This window comes from Nocardia sp. NPDC003693 (assembly GCF_053981095.1).
The window spans coordinates 60178-77448 of record NZ_JBSFNO010000016.1; the positions used below are offsets into that span (position 1 = coordinate 60178).

Annotated in this window: 18 protein-coding genes; 8 read left to right on the top strand and 10 right to left on the bottom strand. The window is 68.8% G+C overall.

The features are described 5' to 3' along the window. Positions 1 to 144 precede the first annotated feature (144 nt). Positions 145 to 564 (bottom strand): hypothetical protein, encoded by a 420-nt coding sequence (locus tag ACWDOP_RS19175; RefSeq protein WP_456346173.1) that lies wholly within the window; start codon positions 562 to 564, stop codon positions 145 to 147. Between the two features lie 138 nt (positions 565 to 702). Between ACWDOP_RS19175 and ACWDOP_RS19180 the strand changes: the two genes are divergently transcribed. Continuing rightward, positions 703 to 1191 (top strand): MarR family winged helix-turn-helix transcriptional regulator, encoded by a 489-nt coding sequence (locus tag ACWDOP_RS19180; protein WP_456346174.1) that lies wholly within the window; start codon positions 703 to 705, stop codon positions 1189 to 1191. A 207-nt stretch (positions 1192 to 1398) separates the two neighbouring features. Here the strand turns inward: ACWDOP_RS19180 and ACWDOP_RS19185 are convergent, their stop codons facing one another. Next, positions 1399 to 3516 (bottom strand): RecQ family ATP-dependent DNA helicase, encoded by a 2118-nt coding sequence (locus ACWDOP_RS19185; RefSeq protein ID WP_456346175.1) that lies wholly within the window; start codon positions 3514 to 3516, stop codon positions 1399 to 1401. A 56-nt stretch (positions 3517 to 3572) separates the two neighbouring features. After that, on the bottom strand, positions 3573 to 4175 hold the full coding sequence (locus ACWDOP_RS19190; protein WP_456346176.1) for a TetR/AcrR family transcriptional regulator: 603 nt from the start codon (positions 4173 to 4175) through the stop codon (positions 3573 to 3575). Positions 4176 to 4244: 69 nt separating this feature from the next. Here ACWDOP_RS19190 and ACWDOP_RS19195 point away from each other — a divergent pair, with 69 nt between their 5' ends. Together ACWDOP_RS19195 and ACWDOP_RS19200 are read left to right on the top strand one after the other, a co-directional pair. Continuing rightward, positions 4245 to 4991 (top strand): MBL fold metallo-hydrolase, encoded by a 747-nt coding sequence (locus ACWDOP_RS19195; protein WP_456346177.1) that lies wholly within the window; start codon positions 4245 to 4247, stop codon positions 4989 to 4991. 100 nt (positions 4992 to 5091) lie between these two features. After that, positions 5092 to 5571, top strand: coding sequence for a hypothetical protein (locus tag ACWDOP_RS19200; protein WP_456346178.1), 480 nt, complete (start codon positions 5092 to 5094; stop codon positions 5569 to 5571). A gap of 120 nt (positions 5572 to 5691) precedes the next feature. Here ACWDOP_RS19200 and ACWDOP_RS19205 read toward each other — a convergent pair whose 3' ends face one another. The 3 genes from ACWDOP_RS19205 to ACWDOP_RS19215 form a co-directional block, all read right to left on the bottom strand. After that, on the bottom strand, positions 5692 to 6912 hold the full coding sequence (locus ACWDOP_RS19205) for an RtcB family protein (RefSeq protein ID WP_456346179.1): 1221 nt from the start codon (positions 6910 to 6912) through the stop codon (positions 5692 to 5694). A 62-nt stretch (positions 6913 to 6974) separates the two neighbouring features. Further along, the gene (locus tag ACWDOP_RS19210) at positions 6975 to 7763 is read right to left on the bottom strand and encodes a hypothetical protein (RefSeq protein ID WP_456346180.1); all 789 of its coding nucleotides are present in this window, start codon (positions 7761 to 7763) and stop codon (positions 6975 to 6977) included. 117 nt (positions 7764 to 7880) lie between these two features. Continuing rightward, on the bottom strand, positions 7881 to 9104 hold the full coding sequence (locus ACWDOP_RS19215) for a glutamate ABC transporter substrate-binding protein (protein ID WP_456346181.1): 1224 nt from the start codon (positions 9102 to 9104) through the stop codon (positions 7881 to 7883). A 331-nt stretch (positions 9105 to 9435) separates the two neighbouring features. Here ACWDOP_RS19215 and ACWDOP_RS19220 point away from each other — a divergent pair, with 331 nt between their 5' ends. Both ACWDOP_RS19220 and ACWDOP_RS19225 read left to right on the top strand, forming a co-directional pair. After that, positions 9436 to 9888: a MarR family winged helix-turn-helix transcriptional regulator gene (locus ACWDOP_RS19220; protein ID WP_456346182.1), complete on the top strand. Its 453-nt coding sequence runs from the start codon at positions 9436 to 9438 to the stop codon at positions 9886 to 9888. After that, positions 9888 to 10262 carry a DUF5313 family protein gene (locus ACWDOP_RS19225; protein WP_456346183.1) on the top strand — a complete coding sequence of 125 codons (375 nt, stop codon included), beginning with the start codon at positions 9888 to 9890 and terminating at the stop codon, positions 10260 to 10262. Before ACWDOP_RS19220 ends, ACWDOP_RS19225 begins: the two co-directional genes overlap by 1 nt. On the opposite strand, the gene ACWDOP_RS19230 is transcribed toward ACWDOP_RS19225, so the two are convergent. The 4 genes from ACWDOP_RS19230 to ACWDOP_RS19245 form a co-directional block, all read right to left on the bottom strand. Then, positions 10259 to 10678 (bottom strand): DUF4189 domain-containing protein, encoded by a 420-nt coding sequence (locus tag ACWDOP_RS19230; protein WP_456346184.1) that lies wholly within the window; start codon positions 10676 to 10678, stop codon positions 10259 to 10261. The two genes, ACWDOP_RS19225 and ACWDOP_RS19230, sit on opposite strands and share 4 nt — an antisense overlap. Before the next feature lie 163 nt (positions 10679 to 10841). Beyond that, entirely contained in the window at positions 10842 to 11801 is a 960-nt protein-coding gene (locus tag ACWDOP_RS19235; protein ID WP_456346185.1) for an alpha/beta hydrolase, read from the bottom strand. Positions 11802 to 11855: 54 nt separating this feature from the next. Then, positions 11856 to 12614, bottom strand: a complete 759-nt coding sequence (locus tag ACWDOP_RS19240; protein WP_454203199.1) for a glucose 1-dehydrogenase — start codon at positions 12612 to 12614, stop codon at positions 11856 to 11858. Positions 12615 to 12664: 50 nt separating this feature from the next. Continuing rightward, the gene (locus ACWDOP_RS19245) at positions 12665 to 13786 is read right to left on the bottom strand and encodes an LLM class flavin-dependent oxidoreductase (protein WP_456346186.1); all 1122 of its coding nucleotides are present in this window, start codon (positions 13784 to 13786) and stop codon (positions 12665 to 12667) included. A 194-nt stretch (positions 13787 to 13980) separates the two neighbouring features. On the opposite strand from ACWDOP_RS19245, the gene ACWDOP_RS19250 reads away from it, so the two are divergent. The 3 genes from ACWDOP_RS19250 to ACWDOP_RS19260 are packed head-to-tail and all read left to right on the top strand — an operon-like array spanning position 13981 to position 17271. Then, positions 13981 to 14736 (top strand): glucose 1-dehydrogenase, encoded by a 756-nt coding sequence (locus ACWDOP_RS19250; protein ID WP_456346187.1) that lies wholly within the window; start codon positions 13981 to 13983, stop codon positions 14734 to 14736. A 16-nt stretch (positions 14737 to 14752) separates the two neighbouring features. After that, positions 14753 to 16528 (top strand): 3-oxosteroid 1-dehydrogenase, encoded by a 1776-nt coding sequence (gene kstD / locus ACWDOP_RS19255; protein ID WP_456346188.1) that lies wholly within the window; start codon positions 14753 to 14755, stop codon positions 16526 to 16528. Between the two features lie 11 nt (positions 16529 to 16539). Next, complete coding sequence (locus ACWDOP_RS19260) at positions 16540 to 17271, top strand: glucose 1-dehydrogenase (RefSeq protein WP_456346189.1); 732 nt, start codon at positions 16540 to 16542, stop codon at positions 17269 to 17271.

A 17271-nucleotide genomic window follows, 5' to 3' on the forward strand; every position in this document is an offset into this window, starting at 1 on the left:
GGGGCCCGGTCGCGTCGGTTGCCGAATTCGGCAGTGGCGCACGATGGTTGTGGAATTCGGTGGTGCGCGGGGTGGTTTGCGCTGATTTCCGCGTTCGAGGGCGGTGCGGGGCCGGTCGCATCGGTGCCGGTGCGAGCCGATGATTCAGCGGGCGTGGTCGCCTGTCAGGGGTTCCAGATTGAGCGTCATCCGTTCGAGGACGGTGACGGCGGTGCGGTATTCATCCGCGGTGATGCCGATCATCGAGTCCTCGCGGAAGCCGGCTACGGCCGCGGCGACCTCGTCGTGCCGGTCGCGCCCGAGAGCGGTGAGAGCGAGTCCGGCGCCGGTGCGCACGGCCCAGCCGGTGGTGAGAACGAGATCCAGTGCGGCCAGCCGGGTTTCGAGGTCGGCGTTTGCCTCGAGTTCGGTGTGGACCCGGCCCTCGGCGATCTCGGGTTCGGCGCGGATGACATTGAGGGCCTGCCAGGCCAGTCGGGTGAGGCCGAACGCGGCCAGGCGTTCGTCGAAATAGGCGGTGATGGCGCGGTCCGCGCGATTGAGCCAGAAGCCGATGGGTTTCACGGGATGGTCTCCTGCGGTGCTAGCGGACCCGGCGCGACATCGCGGTCGGATCCATGTCATCGAACATATACATGCTGTCAGTCATATAATTGATCGTCAACATGCATATTCACCCGGTCACGGATATACGATGGGCGCATGACAGCGCAGGACCCCCGGACCGCCGACGAACTGCTCGACGCGGTGGGCCCGGCCTTCGCGAAGCTGCGCCGCACCGCCGCGCTCCAGGTCCGGAATCCGCTCTCGGCCAAGGACTTCAGCCGGACCCTGGTGCTCAACCAGGTGCTCGAACACAGCCGGGAGCCGGGCGCGGAGGTGACCGTCGGCCGGATCGCCGAACTGCTCGGCGCCGATCCCTCGGTGGCGAGCCGCATGGTCGCGGACAACATCGAGGCGGGGTATCTGATCCGGGCCGCGTCCCAATTGGACGGCCGTCGCACCGTCCTGCGAGTGACGGCGGCGGGCGACGAGCTCATGGCCCGGTTCCGCAGGCATCAGCGCGAAGCCTTCGATCGCGTCACCGCCGAGTGGCCCGAATCCGACCGGCTGACCTTCGCGCGGTTGATGCTGCGCTATGTGGATTCCCTCGAAGCCCTGCGCGATCGCGACCCCGCGGACGATTCCTGACCGTTCGTCCGGCGCACCGTCCGAACGGCGGCCGCTCCGGCGACACTCGGACGTGCGGGTCGTGGAATCGCCCTGCCGTTCGTCGAGCGCGTCGCGTGCGGCGGTGTGGCTGCTGCGGTGAACGACGGGAAGGTCGCGATGCCGCCCGGCGGCGGCATCCTCCGCGAACGAACGTGCCGCGGGAGCCGGTTCGTGCGCGACGGCCCGTCAGGACGGGGTCGCCAGGGCGAACGGGAGGACCGCGTCGGCGCCGGCCGCGCGCAGCGCCCGGGTCGCCATCGTGAAGGTCCAGCCGGAATCGGTGAGGGTGTCGACCAGCAGGATCGGGCCGTCCACCTCGCTGAGATCCGTTGTGTCCCAGGCGTTGTCGAGGGCGGCCACGCGGTGCGCGGAGTTGGCGGCCGACACCGGGGGCAGATCGGGGCGCAGGTGCAGGGTGCCGAGATCGCGCAGGCGGCCCACCTCGGCCAGGCGGGCGGCCAGCGAGGTGGTGAGCAGGCGGTGCCGCGGGGTGTCCATGGCCAGGACCGCGACCGGGCGCTCGGTCCAATTCCATTCGCGCAGTACGACCGTGCAGGCCTTGAACACGTCGTCCGGGACCGGCGCGTCGGGCGCGTCCAGCAGGGCGCGCAGGCGCTGACCCCACCCGAGGTCGCTGAGCCTGCCCAGCACCCGGCCGGTCTCCGCGCCCTGGGAGATCTTGCCGGACAGCGAGATTCCGAGTTTGGCCATGCCCGTCGGCCACTGCTTGCGGGGTGCGAGGTCGATGCCGGGACGATCCAGCCGGGCCCGGATCGCGGCCACGTCGCCGGCGTCCACCGCGATGTCCTGGCGCGTGCCGGTGCAGTTGTCGCAGCGACCGCAGCCGGGCGAATCCGGCAGCAGGCCCGGATCGTCGAGCTGGCCGCGCAGGAAATTCATCCGGCAGGCGTCGGTGGCCTGATAGTCGATCATGGCCTGCTGTTCGGCCTCGCGCGCGATGTTCAGGCGCTCGTAGCGTTCGGTGTCGTACACCCAGGGCTGCCCGGTGCCGATCCAGCCGCCGCGCACCCGCTGTACCGCGCCGTCCACGTCCAGCACCTTGAGCACCATCTCCAGTCGCGAGCGGTTCAACTCGACCAGGGGTTCCAGCGCGGCGGTGGACAGGGCCCGATCGGTGTCGAGCGCGGCCAGCACCGAGCGCACGATGTGCTCGCGCGGGAACGCCACCGAGGCGAAGTAACTCCAGATGGCGCGGTCTTCCGGGCCGGGCAGCAGAACGACCTCGGCGCGCTCGGTGCCGCGCCCGGCACGGCCGACCTGCTGGTAGTAGGAGATGGGCGAGGACGGCGCGCCCACGTGCACGACGAAACCCAGATCGGGCTTGTCGAAACCCATGCCCAGCGCCGAGGTGGCGATGAGCGCCTTCACCTCGTTGTTCAGCAGCGCGGCCTCGAGGGCTTCGCGCTCGGCCGGATCGGTCTGCCCGGTGTAGGCGGCGACGTGGTGGCCGTGCGAATTGAGCACATCGGCCAGATCCTGGGCCGCGGCCACCGTGAGGGCGTAGACGATGCCGGAGCCGGGCAGTTCGTGCAGGCGCCTGCTGAGCCAGGCCGTGCGCGCCACCGCGTCCGGGATGCGCACCACCGACAGGTGCAGCGACTCGCGGTCGAGCCCGCCGCGCAGCACCAGGGTGTCCGTGCCGATCTGGGTGGCCACGTCGGTGACGACGCGGTCGTTGGCGGTGGCGGTGGTGGCCAGCACGGGCACGTCGGAGCCGAGATCGGCGATGAGCGTGCGGATTCGGCGGTAGTCGGGCCGGAAGTCGTGACCCCAGTCCGAGACGCAGTGTGCCTCGTCGATCACCACCAGGCCGGCGTCGGCGGCGAGCTTGGGCAGCACGGCGTCGCGGAAGTCCGGATTGTTCAGCCGTTCCGGGCTGACCAGCAGGACGTCGACCACGCCCTCGGCGACCCGGGCGTGGATCTCGTCCCACTCGGTGACGTTGCCCGAGTTGATGGTGTCCGCCACGACCCCGGCGCGCTCGGCCGCCGCGACCTGGTTGCGCATGAGCGCCAGCAGCGGGGACACGATCACCGTCGGCCCGCGCCCGGCCGCACGCAGCAGCTTGGCGGAGATGAAGTACACCGCCGACTTGCCCCAGCCCGTGCGCTGCACCACCAGTGCCCGCCGCCTGCCCACGACCAGCGCCTCGATCGCGACCCACTGGTCTTCCCGCAACCGGGCCGCGGGCCCGGCCAGCTCTCGCAACAGCCGTTCGGCATCCTCCCGCAGTGCGCCGGAGTTCTGGGTCTGGGTCGCGTCGGTCGAGGTCACCCGGTCCATGGTGCCGCACCGCACCGACACGGTGCACCCCGGCGGCAACCTCGCACCCCCGGCGGTCAGCCCGCCGCGGCGAGGTGGGCCGTGACCAACGTGCGAACCAGCGTGTCCACCGGCGGCCACGGGAAACTCGGCCGATCCTGGCGCAGGGTGATGAGCCCGTGCATGCCCGCCCACAGGCATACGGCGGTGTCCCGCGGATCGGCGGCGGCGCAGGCCGCGGCCGCGTCGACGAGCATCGCGAAGGTGGGCAGCCCGGGTAGCTGCTCCGCGGTCGGCTCCCATCCCGGCTCGCCCGCGGTGCCGAACAGCACCCGGTAGTGGCCCGGATGCGCGAGGCCGTACGCCACATAGGCGTGGCAGATCGCGGAAAGTCGTTCGGCGGGAAGGGTATTCGGGACCGCGTCGCGCGCGTCCGTCAGGACCCGCCGTAGCTCGTCGAACCGGACCGCGTAGACGGCGGTGAGCAGGTCGCGCCGATCGGCGAAGTGCAGGTACACGCTCTGCGGCGCGATACCGGCCGCGCGGGCGACCGCGCGCAGCGACAGCGCCTCCTGGCCGTCGAGCTGCTCGAGCAGGGTGGAGGCGGCATCGATGAGTTCCGCACGCAGCAGCGCGCCCTCGCCGCGGCGGTTTCGGCTGCGCGCTGGTTTGTCCGTCACCTTGACACCATACCAAGACAGCCGTCTACTTACATCCGTAAGCAGACGGCTGTCTTGTTAAGGAATCCCATGCTCACCGTGACCCGCGTAGTCCACGCCAGCGTCCTGCTCGACTTCGGCGGCGCCCGCATCCTCACCGATCCCTGGCTCTCCGAACGCCGCTTCTACCGGCAGGGCGAACCACGCAGCGTCGCCACCGCCGCCGACCTGCCCCCGCTCGCGGGCATCGTCATCAGCCACGACCACTACGACCACTGCGACCTGGACGCCCTGCTGGACTACCCGGACCGGACCGTGCCCTTCGCGGTCGTCCCCGGCTTGGCGGCGAAGGTGCGCGCGGCCGGATTCGGCAGCGTGGTCGAACTCGCGCCGTGGCAGCGCACCCAGCTGGGACCGGTCGAGGTCATCGCGGCCCCGGCCAGCCACGCTGTCCCGGAAGTCACCTTCGTCCTGCGCGCGGACGGGCACACCGTCTACTTCGGGGCCGACACCCTGCGGGTGCCCGAACTCGACGAGGTCGCGCGGCGGTTCCCTGACATCGATCTAGCGCTGCTGCCCATCAACGGGCTGCGCATCCGGCCCGCGCTGAATCGGCAGGTGGTCATGGACGCCGCCGAGGCCGCCGATCTCACTCGGGTGCTGCGCGCCCGCATCGCCGTTCCCATCCACTACGCGTTCTCCAGCGGGCCGATCGGCGACCGCGTCATGACCAAGGCCGAGCGCAATCGGCCGGATCTGTATCGCGACGCCGTGGCGGACCTGGCGGCGGACACGACCGTGCACATCCTGGAACCTGGTCGGCCGCTGCGGATATAGCGGCGGGATCGATCGCGCATCGAGGGGGCGCGAAACGGCGGGCCGGGCGGACAATGGGATACCGGGACCGTGCGGTTTCCGGGGAACAGGGGAGGCGCCCATGCCCGAGAAGTTCCCGCCGCCCACGGGATGGACGCCGCCGGGCGCGCAGTTCCGCAGCGGCGGAACGATTTCGCGGACGCTGACCGGCGTGGGGGTCGGGTTGATCCTCACCCCGATCGGGACGGTGTTCGCCGCGCGCGGGGCTGCCGACACCAGGCGCTGGGTGATTCTGGGGGATCTGGCGGACCGGCTCGGGTCGACGCTGCAGATTCTGCTGGGGGCGCTGCTGCTGTTGGTCGTGGTCGTGTCGGCGGCCTATTCGCCGCTGGGAACCGTTGTGGCGGGGGCAGTCTGGGGCGTGCTGCCGGGGATCCTGCACCTGATCTTTCCGGACGACACCTTCCGGCTCATCGGTGAGCTGCCGTTCTCGGACGAGATGCACGTCGCGTTGTACGAATGGCTGCGGTCCGGGTTCCCGCTCATCGTCGGGATACTGCTCATGGGCGCGGGACTCGCGGTCACCCTCGGGCGGCGGTGAGCGGGCGCGAACCGCCCTGTCGTACGGGTGTGAACAGCGTTGCGGCCCAGCGGTTCCGGTGGCCGCTCATACACCGAGGCGCCGTACCCCCAACAGGTACGACGCCTCGGCCACGGCAGCTCACCCCTTGACGCAGAGCACCTGCCGTAGGGTGGCAACGATATCGACAAGGTCGCGCTGCGGCGCGATCACCTGGTCGATGTCCTTGTAGGCGGCCGGGATCTCGTCCACGACACCGGCGTCCTTGCGGGACTCGACGCCCTCGGTCTGGGCGATCAGGTCCTTGACCGTGAACTGCCGCTTGGCCGCGTTGCGGCTCATCCGCCGCCCGGCCCCGTGCGAGGCCGACTGGAACGACGCGGGATTTCCCCTGCCGCGCACCACGTACGAGCGCGTGCCCATGGATCCCGGGATGAGCGCCAGCTCCCCGGCCCCCGCCCGCACCGCGCCCTTGCGCGTCACGAGCATCGGCATCCCGTCGATGATCTCCTCGGACACGTAGTTGTGGTGGCAGGAGATGGTGTCGTCGAAAACGACGTCCTTCCCCGCGAATTCCTCCCGCACGGCCCGGCACACGAGCGCCAGCATGACGGCCCGGTTCCGCGCCGCGTATTCCTGCGCCCAGCTCAAATCCCGCCGGTAGGCGTCCATTTCGGCGGTCCCCGCCAAAAATACCGCGAGGTCCCGGTCCGGCAGCCCCTCGTTGTGGCTCAGCTTCCGTGCGACCGCCATGTGCCGCTCGGCGAGTTCCTTACCGATGTTCCGGCTCCCGGAGTGCAGCAGAATCCACACCCGACCTTCAGAATCCAGACAAAGTTCGCAGAAGTGGTTGCCACTGCCTAGCGTTCCGATCTGTTTGTGCGCCTTCGATTCGAGCGACTGAACACCCGAATCCAGCGATCCGAAGGCTTTCCAGAACTTCTCCCAGCCCGACCGAAGGACCACGCCCGCACGATGCCCGGACACTTCGTTGTTCAGCCGGTTCACGTTCACCGGATCGCTGTGCGCGGCAAAGCCGACCGGCACCGCAGCCTCGATTCGAGCCCGCAATCCTCGCAGGTCGTCCGGCAGATGCGATGCGGTGAGCGAGGTTCGGACCGCCTCCATGCCGCAACCGATATCCACCCCGACCGCCGCGGGCGCGACGGCGTCCCGCATGGCGATCACGGAGCCCACGGTGGCGCCTTTGCCGAGGTGTACATCGGGCATAACCCGAACCCCGTGCACCCATTCCAGTTCGGCGATATTGCGCAGCTGTTGGAGCGCGGCCGACTCGATCTCGTGCTCGTGGGCCCACATGAGCGTCTGCGCTCGGGTACCGCGCAGCTCGACGGGAAACATCCGATGTCCTTCCTTTGGATTGCGCTTCACGGTAGGCGTCGAACCTGCGGTCGCGCACCGGATTATTCGGGCGGAGGTGTGCGGCGTCTCAGTCGCCAACGGCGAAGGTTGACGCTTTGTTCGGTCCTCCCCAGCAGCGCAGCCGCTTCTTTGATGGTGTGGTGACCGAGAAGCTCATCCTCCTCCGGGGTCCAGTGCCGCATTGTGTGTCCGAATCTCTGGTGGGGTGCCAGCCATTCGGAGACCGCACGCGCCGCCGCGTACTTACGCGCTATGGATAACGCGCCCACCGGGTAACACCAGTCGGCGAGGCGCACTGCCGCGAGGTTGGCCACCATGATGTTGGGAACGCTGTCCCGCTTGTTCGGCTTTGCTGAGCGTCGGACTCCGCTCACTCCCGCTATCTCGTCGCAGAAGTGCTTCGCCATTGCGGGACTCGCCGTCACGAGGCTGATGAACGGAAAACCTTTGGCGGTGAAACCGATTGAACCGTCCCCGTCGAGGACGCCCCGAAGATAGTCCGATCGACTGAACGTCTCGGTAGGCGGTCCGATGATTTTCGACTTCTTACCGGTCGGGACGCCGAAGCGTTCGAACTCTTTGCGAACGTCTTGGGCGCAGAACTCCAACACCCTGCTGGCATAACCCTGCTTGAAGTTCGTGTCTCTGATTCTGGTCGAAATCAGCGAGTGGCAGGGGAGTAGGCGTTGTAGCTGGAGAAGGATGTCGGCATCCCGTTCGGCCAGTTCGATCGAGATCTTGCCCTTGCCCGTGGTGCTGCCGGAGTGTGTGCCGTCCGTTTGCAGAAGACCAACCATGTAGGACAGCTCAGGGGAACTGAGATCCATCATGAAGATAGACTACGAGTTCTCGAACATAAGTTCGAGAAAGTGCGAAAACCTGTCTGATTCATGGCATTTCATCGAGCCTTGCTGGCGCGCCGACGCTCGGCGCGCCAGGGCTGATTCCTACGGTTCCACGAAGTCGGCGTTCAACGTGCAGAGCTTCCAGGCGCCCTCGCGGCGGATGAGGGTGCCGGTGTAGTTGATGTCCTTGAAGTAGTTGCGGTACTTGTCGGGGACGTCGGTGAAGGTCTCGTGCAGGACGAACGTGGCGGTGTCGGGGTCGGGCTGGGTTACCGCGGTCACCGTGTGGGTGTAGCCGGCGGTCGTCAGCTCGGGGCCGAGGTGGGTGTCGTAGCGGGGGGTGTAGTGGGTGACTATCTCGTCTATGTCGTTGGCGGTCTCGGGGCAGACCAGGGTGCGGAAGCCTTCCCAGTCGCGGGCGTTCGAGGTGGCGGCCACGGCGTTGGTGACGCGGACCAGGTCGGGGTCCAGGGTCGCGGGGTCGGCGGGGGGCACGGGGCGGTCGGGGGCGTTGAAGACGACGGGCGCGGCCTGCGGGCGGAAACCGTTGGCGGTGAGGTGGGTTTCCATGGCGCGGCGCCAGGAGCCGTCGTCGATCATGCTGCGAATGGCGTCGGTGATGCGGGTCTGCAGGGTGACGTCGCCCTTGCGGACGCCGATGCCGTAGCGCTCGCGGGTGAACTGGTGCCCGACCACGCGCAGGGTGCCGTCGTATTTCTTGGCGAATCCGGCCAGGATGACGTCATCGGCGGTCACGGCGTCCACGACGCCGGAGATGAGATCGGCCGCGCATTCGGCGTAGGTGTCGCGGGTGGTGAGTTCGACCGTGCGGGCGAAGCCGCGCCGGATGCGGTCCGCGGCGGTGGATCCCGCGGTGGTGCAGATCGATCGGTCGTGCAGGTCCTCGGGGCGGTCGATGTGCTTTTCGCCGTGGCGGACCAGCAGGTCCTGTCCGGCGATCAGGTAGGGCCCGGCGAACGAGACCTGTTGCTGCCGTGCGGCGGTGATGGAATACGAGGCGGCGATGAAATCGACGCTGCCGGAGTTCAGCAGCGCTTCGCGCTGGTCGGGTCTCGCTTCGCGCCAGGTGATGTGCTCGGGTTCCACCCCGAGTTGCCCGGCGATGTAGACGGCGGTGTCCACGTCGAAGCCCCGGGGTCTTCCGTCCGGACCTCGGGTCGATAGTCCGGGCTGGTCGTCGGAGATGCCGATGGTGAGGGTGCGCGCGGGCGGCCGGGGCGCTTCCGGCTTCGGGGCGGCTTGCAGCGCGCATGCGGCGAGGACGAGAACGGTCGCAATCGAACCGGTGTAGAACACGCGCTTCATCGGTGACTTATCTCCTTTTCACAGGCTAGCAACCATTCAGCTTATCGAGCATCCAAGCATTGGTGTGACCAAAAGTCGCGGATATCAACCGTCTGAAATTGCGATTCGTCAGAATATTCGGCGGGGAATAATCTCTGTCATTTTCGGAGTACCCGGGAAACGCCAAGAATGGCAAATTGTTAGCAAATAGAATTCTCGACAGCGGTGCCCGCTCGGCTTCCCGGCCGCTCGCCGGGTGGGTGTGACGTGGAATACGCACCGATCGCGTGCCAATAGTTAGTGCGTTAACTATTCTGACACTAACGATAGGACGATCGAGGAGGGCGGAACGATGGAAGCCGACGACCCGCTGCGGCTGGACCGGCAGGTGTGCTTCGCGCTGGCGGTCGCCAATCGCGCGGTGCTCGCGGTGTACCGCCCGCTCCTGGAACCCATGGGCCTGACTCACCCGCAGTACCTGGTGATGCTCGCGCTCTGGGGTGAGGCCCCGATGTCGGTCAAGGACATCGGCGACGCCATTCAGCTCGATTCGCCCACGCTGTCCCCGCTGCTCAAGAGACTCGAGGCCGCGGGCCTGATCACCCGCCGCCGCGACGATCGCGACGAGCGCACCCTGGTGGTCGATCTGACCGAGTCCGGCCGGGCGCTGCGCGCGCGGGCCGAGTTGATACCGCCGGCGGTGGTGGAACGGCTCGGGGTGGGCCTGTCCGATCTGGAGGAACTGCGCGATGTGCTCAACCGCGTCAACGCGGCCGCGCGCGCGGCCGACAAGGGAGTCCGATGATGAAGCGCCCCAACCCGATACAGTGGCTCGGCTACGCCTGCGGCCGCCGCCTGCCCGACTCCATGCTGGACTGGGTTCGCAACGACCTCACCGGCAGGTGGGCGGGCCCCCGGCATCTGGTGCGCGGCCTGGTACCGATGATTCCGGTCTTCGCGCTGTTCCTGCTCTTTCCGGGTGAGCTGTGGCTGCGCGCCTCGATGATTCTGCTGGCGCTGCTGCTCGCGATGTTCTACATCGTGGCCTACATGCCGATGAATCGCGCGCATCGGCTGCGCAAGCACGGCCTGCCGGAGGATCTGGAGAATCCGGCCCGCCGCGATCGCCGCGCCGCCGAGCGCGCCGCGTACGAGGCGCGCTACGGCGGTCTGCGCTAGCCCGCGTTTCTGGTGCAGGCCGAGGTGATCACCTGGGCCGGGCGCGGTGACGCGCTGCCGAGGTCCGGGAAGGGCGGGTTGCTCTCCCCGAGCGAGCCGACCGCGATGGCCTCGGCTTCGGCGCGATTGCCCGCCGCCGCCCAGCCCCAGCGCCCGTCCGCGCCGCGGGCGACGGCGCCGCAGCCGTCGCTGAAGCGCAGCACGATCTCGCAGTCGTAGTTGGCGCAGTCGCGGATGGCGGCCGCGTCCGCGGAGACCTTTCCGGGCGCGTCGGTCGAGATCACCGCGGCGTTCTTCAGCCGCGACAGTGCGATCGTGCCGTAGTACTGCGCTGCGGCGGAGGCGTTTCCGGCGCCCGCCAGGGCGCAGGAGACCGTCATGGCCGCGGTGACCGCGGTGAGGCGTGCAACCGACAAGAGAATCCCCGATATTTCAGAAGCGGACGAACGAGGCCGATGCTAGACGATCGGCACCGCCGCGCGGGCCGCCTTGGAATTACCGGTTCTTTACTCACCGGTGAACCGATCGCAACATCACCGACCGCCGATCCGGCTGCGGCCGACGGGATTTCCGCGCCGGCTACCGCGAGGCCTGCAGCGGGCGCGCCAGCGCGGTCCGCAGCGCGTCGAAGGCGGCGGCGTTGGCCCGCTGGGTCTCGGGCAGGTGGAAGGCCATGGACATGAACCCGTGCACGGTGCCGTCCCAGCGCTGCACCTGCACCCGCACCCCCGCCTCGTGCAGCAGCCTACCGTAGGTTTCGCCCTCGTCGCGCAGCGGATCGAACTCCGCGGTGGCGATGTACGCGGGCGGCAGGCCGGTGAGGTCGGCGCGCAGCGGGGCGGCGTCCGGCTGTTCGGCGTCGGCGTCCGTGCGCAGGTATTGCCGCCAGTACCAGCGCAAATGGGCCGCGGTGGTGAAGTAGCCGGTGGCGTTCTCGGTGTAGGACTCGCTGTCGGTGGCAGGGTCGAGCATCGGGTACAGCAGCAGCTGGAAGGCGATGTCCGGTCCGCCGTTGTCCCGGGCTCGCAGCGCGGCGACGGTGGCGAGGTTGCCGCCGGCGCTGTCCCCGGCGACCGCGACCCGCGCCGGATCGCCGCCGAGTGATTCGGCGTTGTCGGCGACCCAGCGCAGTACCGCGTACGCGTCGTCGGCCGCGGCGGGGAACCGGTCGTCCGGGGCACGGCGGTAGTCGACCGAGATCACGATGACGCCGGCCTCGTTGGCCATGGTCCGGCAGAAGCGGTCGTGACTGTCCAGGCCGCACAGCACGAAACCGCCACCGTGATAGAACACCACGACGCCGGGGACGGCCTCGGCCGCGAGCGGCCGGTACAGGCGCACCGGTACCTCGGGGGCGTCGATCGGTCCCGGCACGAGCCATTCCTCCACCGCCGCAACCGGAATCGGCGGCGCCGCGGGCGCGGGCCGGGCGGCCAGGAAGGCGCGCGCCGCGTGGGCGTCCGTCACCTCGGTGCCCAGGGCGGGGAAGGCGGCGGCGGCCGCGTCGACGAAGACTTGCCATTCGGGCGACAGGGACATCGCGGACTCCTGCGGTGGTCGGGGTGATCTCGGAACGGATTCGCGTGGAACGGATTACATCTGCATGCCGCGCGGGATGAACTTGCCCGCCGCCAGCCCGCCGTCGACGGTGATCTCCGCGCCCGTGATGTAGGCCGAGGCGTCCGAGGCCAGGAAGGCGACGAGTTCGGCGACCTCCTCGGGGTGCCCGGTGCGCTCGAGCGGCAGGGTGGGGAAGCTGCCGGGGCCGGTGGTCAGGTACGGAACCATCGGCGTGGCAATGGGTCCGGGGTGCACGGAGTTGACGCGGATCTGCGCCGGGCCGAGTTCGAGGGCGGAGATCTTGGACAGCCCGCGCAGGCCCCACTTGGACGAACCGTAGGCGGAGTGGTTCATCAGGCCCTCGAGCCCGGCCTGCGAGGAGATGTTCACGATGGAACCGCCCCCCGCCGCGGTCATGGCCGGGATGACGGCCTTGATCCCGTTGAACGCGCCGATGAGGTTGACCCGCAGAATGCGTTCCAGCTCTTGCGAACTGGTCTCCACCAGCGGCTTCATGATGTAGATGGCGGCGTTGTTGACCAGCACGTCGAGCCTGCCGAAGGTGGACACGGCGACCTCGACCGCGGCGGCCCAGCTGTCCTCGTCGGTCACGTCGTGCCGGACGAATCGCGCTGCGTCACCGAGGGATTCGGCGAGTTCCTTGCCTTCGGTCTCGAGCACGTCGGTGATGACGACCTTCGCGCCGCGCTCGGCGAACAGCCGCGCCTCGGCCGCGCCCTGCCCGCGAGCGGCTCCGGTGATGATGGCGACTTTGCCGTTCAGGTCGGTCATTGCTGTGTCCTAACTGTGTGTGACGGTGGGGATGTCGATGGTTCGCGTGGTCAGCGGAAGTGGGGGATGACCTTCTCGCCCCACTGCCGGATGGTCTCCAGGCACGCCTCCTGCGGGACGGTGCCCATCTGGATGAGGCACAGGATCTCGTCGGCTCCCGCGGCGGCGAGGCGTTCGACGTAGGCGATGGCGTCGTCGGCGGTGCCGTAGGCGTGTTCGGCGTTGAAGATCGCGGCCGACCCGGACTTCACCGGGATCTTGGCCTCGTGCAGATAGGCGATGTGCTCGGCGCCGGCCGCCCCGATCCGGGCCATCTCGTCGGCGGCGGGATCCACGGCTTCGTCGGGCGCGGGCCCCATGCCGTAGTAGTGCTTGATCGCCTGGGCGAAGAAGCGCTGCCCGCGCGCGCCGATCTGCCGGGCGCGTTCGCGATCGTCCAGGACGATGGTCGGGCACAGCGCCGCGAAATGGTCGTTGACCACGGTGGAGACGAGTCGCTCGCCGCTGCGTTCGGCGATGGCGCGGTCGTAGATGCCGCGCAGTTCGGCGATCTCCTCGATCCCGGCGAAGCCCAGGACGAGCGCCCCGACGCCGTAGTCGGCGGCCTGCCGCAGGGTGTCCTTGCGCGTGCACGCCATGAACAGCGGGGGATGCGGGCGCTGCACCGGCCGGGGCAGCAGATGGTGCGGCTCTATGGTCAGAAGTTCACCGCGATAGGAGAATTCGCCGTCCGGGTCCTGCCAGGCGGCGGCGATCACGCGCAGCGACTCCTCGACCTCGGCGGTGGTGCGCGCGGGGTCGACCCCGCACATCGAGGTCTCCACGGCGGTCGCGCCGCGGCCGCCGCCCAGGTTCAGCCGCCCGTTCGAGAGCACGTCCAGCATGGCGGCGCGTTCGGCGACGCGCACCGGGTGATTGAAGTTGAACGGCATGCACACCACGCCGTGCCCGATGCGGATGCGCTCGGTCCGGGCCGCCACCCAGGTCAGGAAGATCTCCGGCGCGCTCATGTGCGCGTACCACTTGAGCCCGTGGTGCTCGACCGCCCACACGGTGTCGAAGCCGACCCGATCGGCCAGCACCGCCTGTTCGACGCAGTCGTGCAGCACCCGGGCCTCGTGCGCGGCGGTGGGATCCGCCATCTGTGCTTCGAAGATCATCGAGAACTTCATTCGGGGTGCTCCTCAGCTCGCCGGCTTACCCGAGGCGGCCTGTTCGGGCAAGGTCCGGCCGCTATGCCTAACCGAAATAGTTCAGTACTCAAACCATCAGGTCATTCGGTTGTCTCAGTGGCCGGGACCACACCTGCCCGGTCCCGCGGGACCGCCTTAGCGTCGGTTTCAACGCTGAGGAAGGACGGGAACCTGTGGGACAGTTGGACGGGAAAGTCGCGCTGATCACCGGCGGTGCGCGCGGTATGGGAGCGGAGCACGTGCGCCGTTTCGCCGCCGAGGGCGCGCGCGTGGTGTTCGGCGATGTGCTCGACGACGAGGGTAAGGCGCTGGCCGCCGAGCTCGGTGCGGACGTCCACTACGTACACCACGATGTCACCAGTGAAAGTGACTGGCAGGCAGCGGTTTCCGAGACCGTCGAGCGTTTCGGCCGGCTCACCACGCTGGTCAACAATGCGGGCATCCTGCGATTCAAGCGGTTGCTCGACATGAGCCTGGACGAGTGGAACACCATGCAGGCGATCAACGTGACGGGCAGTTTCCTCGGCATCAGAGCCGCCGCGCCCGCCATGATCGACGCCGGTGGCGGTTCCATCGTCAACGTGTCCTCGGTGGAGGGTTTCGTCGGCGCTGCCGGGTTGTCCGCCTACAGCGCGAGCAAGTTCGCGCTGCGCGGACTCACCAAGTCCGCCGCCCGGGAGCTGGGTCATTCGGGTATCCGGGTGAACTCGGTGCACCCCGGCGGTATCGCCACGCCCATGACCGCGTCCGTGGCGGGCGCGAGCGGTGTGGACGGCAAGAGTTTCTTCTCCGAACTGCCCATCCCGCGCTGGGGTCAGCCGGTCGAGGTCTCCGAGGTGGCGCTGTTCCTGGCGTCCGAGGCCTCGAGCTATTGCACCGGCGGCGAGTTCGTCGTCGACGGCGGCATGCTCACCAGTTGCGGCTACTAGAGGACAGACACCACCCATGGAATTCGAATTCGACGTCGTCGTCGTAGGTTCCGGAGCGGCCGGTATGACCGCCGCCCTGACCGCCGCCTATCGCGGCCTGTCGGTCACCCTGATCGAGAAATCGCGCCTGTTCGGCGGTTCCACCGCGCGCTCGGGCGGCGGCATCTGGGTGCCGAACAACCCGGTGCTTAAGGCCGCGGGCGTGCCGGACAGCCCGACCATGGCGCGGACGTACCTGAAAGCCGTTGTCGGCGACCGTGTTCCCGATGCCAAGCAGCGGGCCTTCCTGGACGAGGGCCCGAAGATGTTCGACTACCTCGGCGCGCGCTCGCGCTACTGGGAATTCGATTACGACCGCGGCTATTCCGACTACCACCCGGAGTACCCGGGCGGTCTGGCACAGGGCCGGTCCATCGAGCCCAAGGTGATCGACGGCCGGCTGCTCGGCGGTGATCTGCACAAGATCAACCAGCCGACCATGTCCGCGCCGGGCGGGCTGGCCATCACGGTCAGCGATTTCCACGACCTGAACATGATCGCGCGCACCTGGACCGCCAAGAAGACCGCGGTCAAGGTCGGCGCGCGCACCGCGCTGGCCCTGGTCAAGGGCGCCAAGCCGCTGAGCCTGGGCAAGGCGCTGGCCGCGCGGCTGTGGCTGTCGCTGCGCGACGCGGGCGTGCCGGTGTGGCTGAACACCCCGCTGTCCGAGCTGATCGTGCAGGACGGCGTCGTGGTCGGCGTGCGCGCCGAGCACGAGGGCGCCCCGGTGGTCATCAAGGCCAAGTACGGCGTGGTGCTGGCGGCCGGCGGGTTCGAGCACAACCTGGAAATGCGTGAGAAGTACATCTCCGGCCCGCAGTCCACCGCGTGGACCGTCGGCGCCGTCGAGAATGTCGGCGACGGCATCGTCGCGGGCCAGAACGTCGGCGCGGCAACCGATCTCATGGACGACGCGTGGTGGGGTCCGTCGGTGCGCAGCGGCGGCGACCGCCCGCCGTTCTTCTGCCTGGCCGAGCGCGCGCAGCCCGGCGCGATCATGGTCAACGACGAGGGCGAGCGTTTCGTCAACGAATCGGCGCCGTACGTCAACGTCGTGCACAAGATGTACGAGGAGGCCGCGGCCGGGCGCAGCAGCGGGCCGTCGCACTTCATCTTCGATCAGAACTTCCGCGACCACTACCTGTTCCTGGGCAACTTCCCCAAACGTCCACTGCCCCAGGCGTATTTCGACAAGGGCATCATCAAGCAGGCCGATACCCTGGCCGAGTTGGCCGCGCAGCTGGACATCCCGGCCGCCAAGCTCGCCGCCACGGTGGAGCGTTTCAACGGCTTCGCCAGGGCGGGCCGCGACGAGGACTTCCAGCGCGGCGATTCGGCCTACGACCGCTACTACGGTGACCCGACCGTGAAGCCGAACCCGAACCTCGCGCCGATCGAGCGCGGCCCGTTCTACGCGGTGGAAATGGTCCCCGGCGACCTGGGCACCAAGGGCGGCCTGGTCACCGACGAGCACGCGCGCGTGCTGGACGAGCGCGGCGAGGTCATCGCGGGCCTGTACTCGGCGGGCAACAACTCCGCGGCGGTCATGGGCAACGACTACGCCGGCGCGGGCGCGACGATCGGCCCCGCCATGGTGTTCGGCTACATCGCCGCCAACCACATGGCCGACCGGGACGACGCGGAAGCGGATGCGGCGCAGGCCGATTCGGCCGCGTCCGAGCGGTCCGAGCCCGCACAGCCCAAGCGGAACGCCAAGCGCGGCGCGGCCCCGGCCGGCGCGGCCCGGAACTGAGGAGCGGCGACATGGGACGGGTAAGCACCAAGAACGTCATCGTCACCGGCGGCGCGCGCGGCATGGGCGCGGCCTTCGCGCGCAGGCTCGTCGAGGAGGGCGCGAGCGTCGTCATCACCGACGTCCTCGAGCGGGAGGGCGCCGGCCTGGCCGCCGAACTCGGCGAGCGGGCTCTGTTCCTGCCGCTGGACGTCACCGACGAGGCGGCCTGGAACGCCGTGGTCGCGCGGGCCGAGGCGGCGTTCGGCCCGGTCTCGGGCCTGGTCAACAACGCGGGCATCGTGCACGTGGACCCCATCGAGAAGCTGTCCGAGGCCGACTACCGCCGGGTCATCGACGTGAACCAGGTCGGTGTCTTCCTGGGTATGAAGGCCGTGGTCGGCTCCATGCGCGCCGCGGGCGCCGGCTCGATCGTGAACATCTCCTCGACCGGCGGGCTCATCGGCTACTCGAACATCCTCGGGTACGTGGCCTCCAAGTGGGCGGTGCGCGGGATGTCCAAGACCGCCGCTCAGGAGTTCGCGCCGGACAACATTCGCGTCAACTCCGTGCACCCCGGGATCGTCGCCACCGAGATGGTCGCCACCTCCGATCGTTCGGCGTCCATCGCGGCAAATCAGCCCATCGCCCGTCCGGGAACCCCGGGGGAGCTCGCCAATCTGGTGCTGTTCCTCATCTCCGACGAGTCCTCCTACAGCACCGGGTCGGAATTCATCGCCGACGGTGGCTTCACCACGCAGTAA